Origin of the sequence: Levilactobacillus fuyuanensis, assembly GCF_003946395.1 — a bacterium.
Lineage (GTDB): Bacteria > Bacillota > Bacilli > Lactobacillales > Lactobacillaceae > Levilactobacillus > Levilactobacillus fuyuanensis.
In genome coordinates this window covers 32,374-46,081 of the sequence record NZ_RHNZ01000002.1, presented here as the reverse complement: position 1 = coordinate 46,081, position 13,708 = coordinate 32,374, and the positions used below count along the sequence as shown (strand labels likewise).

The 13,708-nt window shown below is 49.1% G+C and carries 11 protein-coding genes and 1 tRNA gene; 9 read left to right on the top strand and 3 right to left on the bottom strand.

Annotated elements, in window-relative coordinates:
- The first annotated feature begins 108 nt into the window (after positions 1-108).
- The 4 genes from EKM73_RS00945 to EKM73_RS00930 all read left to right on the top strand — a co-directional run bounded on the left by EKM73_RS00945 (position 109) and on the right by EKM73_RS00930 (position 4,944).
- The gene (locus EKM73_RS00945) at positions 109-810 is read left to right on the top strand and encodes a Crp/Fnr family transcriptional regulator (RefSeq protein ID WP_125700135.1); all 702 of its coding nucleotides are present in this window, start codon (positions 109-111) and stop codon (positions 808-810) included.
- 147 nt (positions 811-957) lie between these two features.
- Positions 958-2,841 carry an asparagine synthase (glutamine-hydrolyzing) gene (gene asnB / locus EKM73_RS00940; RefSeq protein ID WP_125700134.1) on the top strand — a complete coding sequence of 628 codons (1,884 nt, stop codon included), beginning with the start codon at positions 958-960 and terminating at the stop codon, positions 2,839-2,841.
- A gap of 133 nt (positions 2,842-2,974) precedes the next feature.
- Positions 2,975-4,228: a carboxylate--amine ligase gene (locus tag EKM73_RS00935; protein WP_125700133.1), complete on the top strand. Its 1,254-nt coding sequence runs from the start codon at positions 2,975-2,977 to the stop codon at positions 4,226-4,228.
- Positions 4,229-4,233: 5 nt separating this feature from the next.
- Entirely contained in the window at positions 4,234-4,944 is a 711-nt protein-coding gene (locus EKM73_RS00930; RefSeq protein WP_125700132.1) for an aspartate/glutamate racemase family protein, read from the top strand.
- Between the two features lie 226 nt (positions 4,945-5,170).
- Here the strand turns inward: EKM73_RS00930 and EKM73_RS00925 are convergent, their stop codons facing one another.
- The 3 genes from EKM73_RS00925 to EKM73_RS00915 all read right to left on the bottom strand — a co-directional run bounded on the left by EKM73_RS00925 (position 5,171) and on the right by EKM73_RS00915 (position 7,434).
- Positions 5,171-5,512 carry a YisL family protein gene (locus EKM73_RS00925; RefSeq protein ID WP_125700131.1) on the bottom strand — a complete coding sequence of 114 codons (342 nt, stop codon included), beginning with the start codon at positions 5,510-5,512 and terminating at the stop codon, positions 5,171-5,173.
- A 62-nt stretch (positions 5,513-5,574) separates the two neighbouring features.
- The gene (locus EKM73_RS00920) at positions 5,575-6,105 is read right to left on the bottom strand and encodes a dihydrofolate reductase family protein (RefSeq protein ID WP_125700130.1); all 531 of its coding nucleotides are present in this window, start codon (positions 6,103-6,105) and stop codon (positions 5,575-5,577) included.
- A 69-nt stretch (positions 6,106-6,174) separates the two neighbouring features.
- Complete coding sequence (locus EKM73_RS00915; RefSeq protein WP_125700129.1) at positions 6,175-7,434, bottom strand: peptidoglycan recognition protein family protein; 1,260 nt, start codon at positions 7,432-7,434, stop codon at positions 6,175-6,177.
- 339 nt (positions 7,435-7,773) lie between these two features.
- Here EKM73_RS00915 and EKM73_RS00910 point away from each other — a divergent pair, with 339 nt between their 5' ends.
- From EKM73_RS00910 to EKM73_RS00890, 5 genes are all read left to right on the top strand, one after another.
- Positions 7,774-8,013, top strand: coding sequence for a DUF2187 domain-containing protein (locus EKM73_RS00910; RefSeq protein WP_125700128.1), 240 nt, complete (start codon positions 7,774-7,776; stop codon positions 8,011-8,013).
- A 78-nt stretch (positions 8,014-8,091) separates the two neighbouring features.
- A tRNA-Gly gene (locus EKM73_RS00905) sits at positions 8,092-8,162 on the top strand.
- Positions 8,163-8,474: 312 nt separating this feature from the next.
- Positions 8,475-10,166 (top strand): arginine--tRNA ligase, encoded by a 1,692-nt coding sequence (gene argS / locus EKM73_RS00900; RefSeq protein WP_125700127.1) that lies wholly within the window; start codon positions 8,475-8,477, stop codon positions 10,164-10,166.
- Between the two features lie 526 nt (positions 10,167-10,692).
- Positions 10,693-11,160 (top strand): arginine repressor, encoded by a 468-nt coding sequence (locus EKM73_RS00895; protein WP_020089242.1) that lies wholly within the window; start codon positions 10,693-10,695, stop codon positions 11,158-11,160.
- A 378-nt stretch (positions 11,161-11,538) separates the two neighbouring features.
- Positions 11,539-13,638, top strand: a complete 2,100-nt coding sequence (locus EKM73_RS00890) for a PBP1A family penicillin-binding protein (protein WP_125700126.1) — start codon at positions 11,539-11,541, stop codon at positions 13,636-13,638.
- Positions 13,639-13,708: the final 70 nt, after the last annotated feature.

The window sequence follows — 13,708 nt, the reverse complement described above, 5'->3', positions numbered from 1 at the left end:
CCGTGGATAGTTGTTTAATGTCGCAAATAGTGATTGATTAAGTATCAAACTGGCGCCAGCAATCGGGCTGTGATAATCGAGAATCAAAATCTTAAAGGAGATGTCGTAATGGAAAGTGTCCATACGCATGAACATTCGATTGAACGAGAATTAGAGTGTGTCTCACAGGTGCCAATTTTTCAGCGGTTGTCTGGCGAGCAGATGACCTCGGTGGCCCAAGTAACCCGACCGATTCACGCGGAAAAAGGTGGCGCCGTCTTTAGTACGGGCGAGGTCTCACAAACGCTATATATCGTGAATCAGGGTCAGGTCCGGCTGTACCATTTGGCTGAGGATGGCCGCGAACAGGTCTTACGGGTTCTGAATCCGGGAGATTTCGTTGGCGAAATTGCGCTGTTTACGGATGAAATCCATGCTTCCTATGCCGAAGCAACGAAGACGACGGAACTGTGCACCATTTCGCGAGCCTCACTGACGGCACTGATCAAGAAGCTGCCGCCACTGTCGATGGCACTACTGGGTGCTTTGGCCGATCGGTTGAAAGCCGCCGAACGTCAAGCAACCTTGTTGGCGATTCCAGATGCGCTGCCCCGTTTGGCAGGCTACTTGCAGGAACTCACTGGCCATACGACCGGGACGATTGACTTGCCGATGAGCAAGCAGGACTTGGCCGCCTATTTGGGGATGACCCCAGAATCATTGAGTCGCAAGCTGCGACAGCTGGCAACCGCCGGAATTATTGAAACGATTGGCCGTCGGCAGGTCAAAGTAACCGATTCCATTAAACTTAGTGAATTGGCCCCATCATAGGGCATTTTCAGCGAACCGTTTAAGAATCCTTAATAATATGGTATTCCCGAAATAAATTTGCTAAAATGATGGGTGTTGTGTTTCATTTAAATTTTAATGAACGACCAAATTAGACTTAATAATAAACAGGAAAAAGGGGATACGCACATGTGTGGATTCGTTGGCTACGTGAACCAAAAGGATGTTCCGGCTACCACGATTAACGATATGGCAGACCGCATCAAGCACCGGGGGCCAGATGACGAGGCCTACTTCAGTGATGACCAAGCTGTCATGGGCTTCCGCCGCTTGTCGATCATTGACTTGGCTCACGGTAAGCAACCAATGTACAACCGGGACCAAACCAAGGTCTTAACTTTTAATGGTGAAATTTATAACTACAAGGAAATTCGAGCTGACTTACAAAAGCTCGGCTACGAATTCCAAACGGACGTGGATTCTGAAGTTCTGATCCACGGTTACGATGCTTGGGGTCCTAAGTTGTTGGACCGGCTTCGGGGGATGTACGCCTTTGCCATTTACGACAAGACGAAGAACGAAGTCTTTGGTGCCCGGGATCACTTCGGGATCAAGCCAATGTACTACTACGACGATGGCAAGACGTTCCTGTGGGCTTCTGAAATCAAAGCCTTCCTCGAACACCCAAACTTCAAGAAGGAATTCAACGAAACCTTATTGCCAATCCATTTGAGCTTCGAGTTTATCCCATCACGGGACACCATGTTCAAGAACGTTTACAAGGTATTGCCTGGTCAATACTTCATTCATCACGCGAACGGGGAAACGGAAACGCACCGTTACTTCAAGTTCAACTACGATCACATTGACAACAGCCAAACGGTTGAAGAGGATGCCAAGAAGATTCGTGGCATCGTTGACGAATCCGTTAAGGCGCACATGATCGCCGACGTTGAAGTAGGGAGCTTCTTGTCCAGTGGGATCGACTCTTCCTACGTATTGAATGAAGCCTCCAAGCTCAAACCAATTCAATCCTTCTCCTTAGGGTTCAAGAACTCTAAGTACAGTGAGTTGAGCTGGTCTACTGAGTTTGCCAAGGAAATCAAGCAAAAGAACACGCCACTCTACATGACGGGTGAGGATTACTTCGATATCCTGCCAACCATCATGTACTACATGGACGAGCCGTTATCTAACCCTTCAGCAATGCAGTTATACTACCTGTCTAAGGGGACGCGTGAATCCGTAAAGGTTGCCCTGTCTGGTGAAGGGGCCGATGAATTCTTCGGGGGTTACAACACTTACCTCGAAGCCATTCCATTCGAGCGCTACCAGAAGTGGGTACCAAAGGGCATTCGGAAGATGCTGGGTGGCATCGCCGAAAAGTTCCCACGGTTTCATGGACGGCGTTTCTTAGTGCGTGGTGCACAGCCATTGAGCGAACGCTACTACCGGGTCAACTACGTGTTTGACTACCATGACCGGAACAAGATTCTGAAAAACCCGAAGCTCAATCAAGATGCGGGTGCTTACACCAAGCACTTGTTTGATGACGTTAAGGGCTTGGACGAAATGACCCAAATGCAATACTTCGACATCAACACCTGGTTACCTTACGATATCTTACACAAGGCTGATCGGATGAGTATGGCGAACTCTCTGGAAGTTCGGACCCCATTGGTTGATAAGGAAGTGGCAAAGTTTGCCGCGACCATGCCAGTGAAGACGCGGATTCACACAGATGAAACGAAGGTTTCTCTGCGGACTGCTGCCGAAGCCGAATTGCCAGAACGGGTAGCGAAGAAGGAAAAGATGGGCTTCCCATCTCCAATCGCTACTTGGATCAAGACGGAACCTTACAAGTCACGGATCATTGAAGCCTTCAATTCTGACGTGGCCCACAAATTCTTTGATACCGAAGCCTTGATGGATATCTTACGTGAACACATCAACGGTAAGTCCAGCATGCAAAAGATCTTTACCATCTACACGTTCATCCTCTGGTACGAAGTTTACTTCCCAGAAGACACGACGGCCAAGACGGTTGATCTGGTCCACCGGACACAAGTTTAATATAATTTAAGATGCGCCGTGCATTCACACGGCGCGTACATAACGCTCAAGGTTGCTATTGGACTCGTCCGCTAACAACCTTGCTTGCGTTTAATCAGATAAAAAGTAGTTGTGAAGGGACTTTAAAATAGTTATGGAAAACAATGGCGTAAAATTCACCCCAATTCTGTTGGGGAGTGACTTCAACGTTTACGGGATGGCCCGGTCATTTTACGATCTGTACCACGAACCCGTTCAGGCCTTCGCCAGCATTCAGTTGGCCCCGACCCGCTACACCAAGGTGGTTAATCTGGAACTGATTCCCGGATTCGATGAGGATCCCGTGTGGATCGAAACCATGCGTAAACTCAAGGAACGGTATGCCAATCATCCCGAACCCGTTATTTTAATCGGTTGTGGGGATGGCTATGCCCAACTGATCAGTAAGCATAAGGCCGAACTGGAAGATGTCTTTATTTGCCCATATATCGATTACGACAAGTTGCGGCACCTCAACAACAAGGAAAACTTCTACAAGGTGTGTGACCAGTACGACTTGCCTTACCCGGCAACGCGAATCATCACCAAGGATGAAGCGGCCAGTGGGGATGTTGAACAACCCTTTGACTACCCAGTTGCCCTGAAGCCAGCCAACAGTGTGGAATGGCTCGACGTGCACTTTGAAGGTCGGAAGAAAGCTTTCCGGATTCAAAGTGAAGCCGAATTCAAGGACATCGTGGTCAAGGCCTACGCCAACGGGTATACCTCCGACCTGATCTTGCAAGACTTCGTGCCCGGCGATGACAGCAACATGCGGGTACTGAATGCCTACGTGGATCAGCACCATCACGTGAAGATGATGTGCTTGGGTCATCCCCTGTTGGAAGATCCCGCACCATCGGCCATCGGTAACTACGTGGCCATCATTCCGGAATACAACGAAACGATTTACAAAAACATCCAGACCTTCCTGGAAGCCATCGACTTCACCGGGTACGCCAACTTTGACATGAAGTATGACGTCCGCGACCACAGCTTCAAGTTGTTTGAAATCAATTTGCGGCAAGGACGGAGCAGTTTCTTCGTGACGTTGAACGGCTATAACCTTGCAGACTGGGTCGTTAAGGACTATGTTAAGGGTGAACTGGTTGATGCACCGACTGTTTATGGGAACAAGGACGAAAGTCAACACGCTTTGTGGTTAGGGGTACCGGTCAAGGTATTCAAGCAGTATACGCGTGAAAATGCCGACAAGGAACGCGCCCTCAAGCTGATTGCAGCGGGCAAGTACGGGACCACGTATCGTTACGATCAAGACATGAACTTGAAGCGTTGGGCCCTGATCCAGTGGATGCAACACAACTACACGGTTAACTTCAAGAAGTACTTCGCAGAAAACAAGGGGTAATTGCCATGCAAAAATTCTTTACGATTATTGGCGGCATGGGCACCATGGCCACCGAAAGTTATTTACATCAACTGAACTTACGGACGCCGGCTCACGCCGATCAGGAGTATTTGAATTATATTTTGGTCAACCACGCCACGGTGCCGGACCGGACAGACTACATTTTGGATCACAGTCAGCCCAATCCACTACCGAGCTTGTTAGAAGATATTCAGCAACAGAGTCAGTTACACCCAGAGTTCTTTACGTTGCCATGCAACACGGCGCATTATTTCTATGACGACCTGCAAGCAGCCACTGACATTCCCATTCTGCACATGCCACGCGAGACCGTTAAAGAGATCAAGCGCCGGTATCCGGATGCCAAACGTATCGGGATTACCGGGACGCGAGGAACCATTGCCGATAAGGTCTACGAGGATGAGGTGAAGGCAGCAGGGTTAACGCCCGTCCTGCCAACTGAAGCTATCGAAGCCGAGACGATGAAGCTGATTTATCACTATATCAAAGAAAACAACGAAGTGAACGCCGACTTGTTCCACCGTATCATTCGTGAAATGATGACGGAACAACATGCCGACGTGGTCATCTTGGGCTGCACTGAGCTTTCATTGGCTCAGGAACGGGAGCCCGAGACGACCTTCCCAACGGCCGACAGCCAATCTATTTTGGTCGACCGGACGCTGGAACTGGCTTTGAAGATGCGTAATAAATAAGTTTGGTAGTCAAAAACGGACCTGCTCATGACGAGCGGGTCCGTTTTGTTTACAGGCCGGGGACAAAATCCCAGACGCTATTGCTATCCAATTTTATATGGTCGAAACGTGAGACAGCAGGCAGCTAGCTGCGCTTAACCCCATAAGGAGAATAATCCAAACCCGGGATTTTCCCCTTATGATGTTAATGCTTACTAGCTAATCGCCTGTTGTCCCACTCTGTTTACTACCGAAAAGCCAGTGTCAGGCCCAAACCAACCGTAATCAGAGCGACGACGCCCAGTATCCAGTAGATCAGGTGAGGGGTGTCACGTTCCATTTTACGGCCAAAGCTGACTTCAATCAGCGCGATGGTCGCAATTCCCAAGGCAAACTTGAGACTGATCAGCAGGGGTGCGTGGCCGAACGTCCGAATACTCAGGACAACACCACTAATAATCATGACCAGATAGGCCAGTCTTGCTAGCAGTAAAAATTGGGTCACTCGCTTTTCCGAGTGCCGCGTCAGACCAACGATCACCAGGATCGTCAGGACAATCCAGGTCCAAAAATGTAAGGCTAACCACATCGTAACCGCTCCCTTAAGCACTATTTGCTTCTAGCGTACCATATTGACGGGGCCAAAGGGAACTAATTTACCCGGTGATAAACGACTTCGGCCAATGGACCGTATTGATGCGTCGCGACCAACTGGTAATCTTGAGGCTGTGCCAATTCGCCGAACAAGCGCTTGCCGTTTCCCAAAAGAATCGGCGCGATTTGAATAAACAAATCGTCAACGAGGTTGGCGGCGAGTAGGGGCATTAAGACACCACTCCCACCGACCACCCAGACGTTACCCGATTGTTGGGTTAATTGCGTGGCTAGGGTCACCACATCCGTTGACGTGAAGGTGTAGCCGGGCTGAGCAGGCTTGGAGTGGCTGGTCAGTACGTAACTGTCCATTTCCGGATTGTGCGGATTCAGGGGACTTCCGGGTGCCATGGCCTGAATTGCCTCGTAGGTGACGCGACCGAGGATGGCGGTTGACATGGCGGCGAGCGTCTTAGCACCCACGTCGGCGGGAATGTTTGGCAGGCTAGTCAGCCAATCAATATTATCATTTGTCGTTGCTAGGTAACCATCGAGGGAGATGGCGCCGTAGAATTGAATTTTACCCATTTTTAGGTTGCTCCTTTAGACAAAAGGGGCGAAACACGCGCGGTGTTTCGTCCCCTAAGTTATGATGGTTTAGTTCAAGTTCAGACTTGTGGACTTTGCCCAGTAGGTGTTACCCGCAACGGAAACGCGGTACCAAGTGGAGTTGTCACTAGCCTTGTAGCCTTTTTTGTTGATCTTAGCCGTTGTACCAGCCTTGAAGTCTTGTGTGTGAGCCGTCGTCTTGGACAGGTAGTTTGAATTCAGGACGTGGTTGTATAAAGCGTAGTTCTTGGTAGTCTTTAAGGTAGGGGTGCCGCTGGCATCACTGTAGGTGACTTTTTGGAAATTCAAGACCTTACTGTAGACCCAGTACTTGTAACTGGAGTTCTTACTGAAACGAATCCGGTACCAAGTACCACTCCAGCCGCCTTTCTTAACACCACGACTGTCGACGTAGACCTTGGCGCCACGGTAGTCGGAACTCAGGTTGGACCAGCCAATCTTACGTGCACCGTTCGTGCCCTTAACGTGGTTGTAGACACTCCAACTGGTATAGTTGTTGGCTAAGGTGGCCGTTTCATTGTTGCCACCGTGGTAATATTTCACAGTCTTAGGCTTGGCCACCGTGTGTTGCGTAGACTCGTCTGGTGTTTGATCGGTCGTTGTATCAGTATCTGTATCGGTGGTAACCCCACCTAGGTTCGCGTACTGCGTCTTCACTAGGTTAACGAAGTCCGTCATGGTGTAAGTTGTGCCAAAGTAGTTTCTGGCATTCGTGGACCAGTAACCATCGGGGTCGGTATGGTTCGTTCCACCCAGTTGATTAGAGACATCGTGGTGGGAAAGAACCGTCGTGTACCGCTTCGGTGTTAACCCGTATTGTTTAAGGATGTAAGCCGTATAGTAGGCCGCGTTGTTTAATTCGGAAGCGAAGGCCGACTTGGAGTGGACTTCGACTTGTTCGAATTGCACGTAACGTTGGTTGGCTACCGGCCCAGCTCCCCAGCACAGGTATTTCGTGTTAGCAATGTTGATGATGTTACTGGCATCAACGAAGGTGTGCACGAAGGCGTTGTTGTAGTGACCAGTCATGTAGTTAATTTCACCATAAATAGTGGAATTCGGGTTAGCCGTTTCGTGGACCACAACCCCTTCAGGCTTGTTATACCGGTAGCTATTCTTTGGCAGAACCGATTGATAGGCCTTGGTGATCTTAGGTGTGCTGTAATCTTGATTACCAATGTAGGTATTGATTGCATTGGCACTAGCAGTCGTGGATGACCAGAATAATCCCAGACATCCCGCCGTGAGGGCGATTCCCCGAATCGCCCAGTGTTGCCATTTCTTCATAATAACTTCTCCTCCTACCGAATATCCTTTATCTAAAAAAAGATGTAACGCAACGACTCGATTATAACGTATTTTTCAAAGGTTGAATATTGAATAGCTTATGGGGTGATCTATCAGCCAAGTTCGGGGTTTCGGCATGTATGACGGGAAAAGGGCGGATGAACTCATCAACTATCGGATTCTTGTGATTTTTACATGGTATTTACAATCAAAGTTCGGAATTAGCTGATTGTTTCAATGTTCTTACAATTCTGTGGCAGAGATGCCGGAAGCATTTGCTTGCGGTTACGGCGGAATTTAGCTATAATTATTATTTGCATACGAAAGGAGCGACGAACAATGGCTGATGAAACGACTGATACAGAGATTAAGATTGGCGATTACGTTGCGGCAAAGAAGTTTGGTCCCCTGGAACACGATTTCACGGGTGAAGTGACCAAAGTGTATGATAATTCAGTTTTAGTTGAGATCCGCGACTACGATCCAGCTGATAAAACGGCGGTCGGGGACATGAATAACCGTGCCGTTGTACGTAAGTCAGCTGCCAAGATTACGGGCAACAAAGCAGACGAAAACTAGTTTTTAACAACTTTTTGAATTTATTTGCAAAAAGATAATGACAACTCACAGATGGTATGCTATACTTTTCTGTGTTGTGCGGGTGTAGTTTAGTGGTAAAATTCAAGCTTCCCAAGCTTGTGTCGCGGGTCCGATTCCCGTCACCCGCTTTCGAATGGGGCGGCCTTTAGGGTCGTCTTTCTTATTATTCGAAAGCACCTCAGACGAATTAGTACGGTGGTTATAATTTTCAGCGAATCCGGGAGGCTGTGAGCCGGGTAATTTCACCATCGGAACGGAGCGGCTGAGTCAATTAAATTGATCATTTAAGTGGACTTTTAAGTCAATCAGAGTGGTACCGCGGGAAATCTCGTCTCTTACAAATATTTTTGTAGGGGACGTTTTTTTATCCCACCGGTGAAATGATGTAAACTAAGAGCACAACGTCATTGATGAAGTGAATTATAGGGAGGAAAATTAGCATGGATTACAAACAAAAAGTTACTGCAGCCTTAGCCCAAGCGCTCGACGGCCAATTGACCGCTGACGAGATCAGCGCCAAGCTGGAACGGCCAAAGACATCTGATAAGGGGGACATGGCGTTCCCAACATTTACGCTGGCCAAGGTTTTACACCGCGCACCCCAACAGATTGCGCAGGACTTGGCTGACAAGCTGGATACGACTGACTTTGAAAAGGTCGAGGTCGTTGGTCCTTACCTGAACTTCTTCTTTGACAAGGGCGCTTACAGTGAAGCAACTCTGGATACGGTTCTGACGGCTGGTGCCAGCTACGGGAAGAACGAAGACGGTAACGGCGGTAACGTGCCAATCGACATGTCTTCACCTAACATTGCCAAGCCAATGTCTATGGGTCACCTGCGTTCAACGGTTATCGGGAACTCGATTGCTGAGATTCTGACCAAGAACGGTTACCACCCAATCAAGGATAATCACTTGGGTGACTGGGGAACCCAATTTGGAAAACTGATCACCGCCTACAAGTTGTGGGGGAATGAAGCCGATGTGAAGGCTGATCCCATCAACAAGTTGGTTGAATACTACGTGCGTTTCCATAAGGAAGACGTCGACAAACCTGAACTGGACGACGTTGCGCGTGAATGGTTCAAGAAGCTAGAAGACGGCGATGAAGAAGCTCACCGTCTGTGGAAATGGTTCCGTGAAGCTTCTCTCCAAGAATTCAACGATGTTTATGAAGAATTGGGTGTGAAGTTCGACACCTACAATGGTGAAGCCTTCTACAACGACAAGCTGGAAGAAGTTGTTCAGATCTTAAAGGACAAGCACTTACTGGTTGAGTCACAAGGCGCCCAAGTGGTTGATTTGAGCAAATACGACTTGAACCCAGCCTTAATCTTGAAGAGTGATGGGGCATCCCTGTATATCACCCGTGATATCGCCACGGCCTTATACCGTGACCGGACTTACGCGCCAGCTAAGAACTTATACGTGGTTGGGTCCGAACAGACTTACTACTTCAAGCAATTGAAGGCCGTCCTGAAGGAAATGGGCGTTAAGTCTGCCGACAACCTCCAACACGTGCCATTTGGTTTGATCACCGTTGACGGGAAGAAGTTATCGACCCGTTCCGGCCGGATCATCCTGTTGGCCAAGGTTCTGGAAGAATCCGTTAAGTTGGCTGGTGAACAGATCAACGAAAAGAACCCAGAATTGGCAAACAAGCAAGAAGTCGCCAAGCAAGTTGGTGTCGGTGCCATCGTCTTCGGTGATTTGAAGAACGAACGGACCAACAACATTGACTTCGTATTGGCTGACCAGTTGAAGTTCGAGGGAGAAACTGGTCCATACGTACAGTACTCTCACGCCCGTGCCGAAAGTATCCTGCGTAAGGCATCTAACGTTGACGTGCAGGCAGCTGGCAACCATATCACGGACCCAGAAGCTTGGGATACCATTAAGGCATTGGCTGACTTCCCGGCAATGGTCAAGATGGCTTGCAAGGAACTGGAACCATCCGTCATTGCCAAGTACGCCATTCGCTTAGCGAAGACCTTCAACAAGTACTACGCGCACTCCAAGATCCTGACGGAAGACGCCGAGTTACCAGCACGCTTAGCACTGGTCAAGGCCGTTTCCACGGTTCTGAAGGAATCCTTACGCCTGTTGGGTGTTCAAGCACCAGACGAAATGTAAGCTCAAATTAAATTTAAAGGTTAGAAGAAACGGTCATCAACTCGGCATAAGCTTAGTGGGTGACCGTTTTTTATCTATGGCATGGCGCAGGAAGCTAACGTCCATGAGATTGATTTAGGTGCAACACATCAAGATAGTTAGAGCAGGTACATAGCTACTGACGGTATAACCAGCGTCCTTATTAAATGCTGTTTTGGCTGAAATTGATGGCTGGATGATTAACTAACGTCGTGCTTAAACGTTAGTAAAGCTGGAGGAGGCCAGGGATGACACCGCAGTGACTGTGCGACGTAAGCGCGCACTTTGGCTGTAGGCGGTCCCCACAGTAGCAGAATCTATGATCACCGCAGGCGACAACACTTAGCCACAACAGTTCGTTAAGAAGTTTCCCGTTCCTGAGGAAGCTTCTTTTTGCGTTGAAAACGAATATTTGGTACACTTGCTTTATAAATATGCAGAGACGTGTGGCTAAATTGCGCATCCTTTGTTATACTTAATGCAATTTTATGCGGGAAGGGTGGTCGCAATGAAGAAAAGTATGCGTCAATCACGTATCGAGCAGCTGATCAATCAATATCCGATCGGTACGCAGGAAGAGTTAATGGAACACCTCGAGGAGGTTGGCATTCAAGCTACGCAGGCCACCATCTCGCGGGATATTCGGGAAATGCAGATTGTTAAGGCCCAGGATGGTCACGGCCACCTGCGCTACACAATCTTCAAGGCCGGTAATCGTAGTGAGGAAGAGCGGCTACGGGAGACCATCAACGAGGTCGTTACGGGCCTGACTCGGGTTGAATTCGTCAATATTTTGAAAACGCTCCCGAGCAACGGGAACCTCTTAGCAGCAATCTTTGATGACTTGAACTTGCCAGAGGTTGCCGGAACTTTGGCCGGACATGATACCATTTTCATTATCAGTCCTAGTGCCGAGGTAGCGGTCAAGCTCCATGACATGATCGCGGACGAAATGAACCCGGACATCGTCCATTAAACTTACCATAATTTGAGAGGGCGTAAAGCGAATAGCCGTTCGCTTTACGCCTTTTTGCCGATTCGGTAAACTTAAGTGTTGGCACCGTTAAGATTCGCGGAGCGCCAACGGAAGTGCCGCGTCAACCCAGAGTTAAGCTATTTTAAAGGTTCGTAAAGTTTTTGGGAAACGCCGGGCGGGTCGATGGACTATGCTAAAATAGTGATATTACACGTGGCGAGTTTATTTAAAATCAGAGCCGCAGGGGCGCGTCAGTTGAGAGATGACGCGACTAGCTAATGAATGCGCAAGCCAGTGCCGATTGTTTGCGACTAGTAGTCCGGATAGGTCAGCCTAGCCTGAGTGTTCAATTCTAATTGAGATAAGAAGAGGCTATTTATGAATAACCAACAACCTAATCAGAACTTTTGGTCAGGCTTCAAGGCTCGCTTCAAGTACGTCTGGCACCGATTTCAGTTAACGCGGTGGTTGATCGTCATTGTGCTGAGTGGGTTCTTGGTGTTAAGTGGCTACCTGACGTTCATGGCCAAGACGGCCAACGTCGGCGACCTGAAGGCTGCGCTGGAAAATCCAACGCAGATCTATGACCGCAGTAATCAAAAAGCCGGGACGTTGTATTCCCAGAAGGGTACCTACGTCCCATTAAAGAGTATTTCACCGAGCGTTCAGAGCGCCGTGATCTCCACGGAAGATCGCAACTTTTATCATGAGTATGGATTTTCTTTCAAGGGATATGCGCGGGCCTTCTTTCTGTATGCCAAGAACAAGGTGCTCCGGCACAACTACATTAGTGGTGGGGGGAGTACGCTGACGCAGCAGTTGGCGAAGAATGCCTACCTGACACAGGAGCAGACCTTTACGCGAAAGTTCAAGGAACTCTTTTTGTCGATTGAAATCGAAAATGTTTATACCAAGAAAGATATCCTCTCGATGTATCTGAACAATGCCTACTTCGGTAACGGGGTCTGGGGGGTTCAGGATGCGGCCGAACGGTACTTTGGAACCTCGGCCGAACAACTGACGGTGCCCGAATCGGCCGTCTTAGCGGGAATGTTGACTTCACCGAGTGCTTACAATCCCATCGACCATCCCCAGGCCTCACGCGCCCGGCGGAATGTCGTGTTGGGGTTAATGGCGGAGACTGGGGCGATTACCTCGGCTCAAGCCAAGCAGTATCAGGCTACGGCACTCACCACCAATGACAGTTATGCGTATAAGAATTCCTATAAGTACCCGTACTTCTTCGATGCCGTAATCAATGAGGCTGTCAGCAAGTATGGCCTGACCGAATCGGAGATCATGAACAAGGGTTACAAGATCTATACGACTCTGGATCAATCCAACCAGAAACAAATGCAGACGCTGTTTAAGAATACTAGTTACTTCCCAGCCAACGCGGCTGATGGCACCAAGGTTCAAGCAGCCAGCATTGCCATTGATCCGGATACCGGTGGCGTTGAAGCGGTCGTCGGCGGTCGGGGTAAACACGTCTTCCGGGGCTACAACCGAGCGACGCAGATGCAGCGACAACCGGGATCGACCATCAAGCCACTGGCCGTTTACACGCCAGCCTTGGAGAATGGGTACTACTACGATTCTGAACTGACCAACAAGAAGAAATCATATGGCTCGAACAAGTACACGCCAGAAAACTATGGCAACCAGTATACCGGTAAGATGCCGATGTACCAGGCCCTAGCGCAGAGTGCCAACGCACCCGCCGTGTGGTTGCTGAATAAGATCGGTGTGGACAAGGGTTACGAATCCGTGAAGAAGTTTGGCTTACCCGTCACGAAGTCCGATAAGAACCTGGCGTTAGCGCTGGGTGGTTTGAAGACCGGGGTATCACCGCAACAGCTGGCTCAGGCCTACACGTCATTTGCCAATAACGGGACCATGACTTCAGCCCATTACATCCGTAAGATTGTGGATGCCTCGGGGAACGTGGTCGTCAGCACGGATGACAGTAAGGCGAAGAGCACCAAGGTGATGTCGGAGAAGACCGCTAAGCAGATGACCAGTATGATGATGGGCGTCTTTAACTACGGGACTGGAACTAGCGCCAAGCCTTACGGGTACACGATTGCCGGGAAGACCGGGAGTACCGAGGCCGATGGGGATGCCGATGCAACCCGTGACAAATGGATTGTCGGCTATACCCCTGATGTGGTCGTCACAACCTGGGAAGGGTTTGACAGTACCAGCAGTAAGCATCACTTGGAGAACGTTAGTGGTACCGGTGAAGGCCCACTGTTCCAAGCAGAAATGCAAGGGATTCTACCCAACACCAAGGGGACTTCGTTTACCACCAAGGATGCATCGACGTTGGCCAAGGCTGAAAGTTCTGGCACGACCTCTTCATCCAGTGATATCTGGGATCAGGTCCAGAATGGCATCGACAATGCGGGTAAGTCATTTAACAACGCTGCCGACACGGTTAAATCTTGGTGGGAAAAGGCGAAATCCTACGTGGAATAGCTGATTCTCGCTAGGGTTGCGTGAGAAACCATGGTACAATAGTTGGTGATTAACTTATCCGGGCGGATGC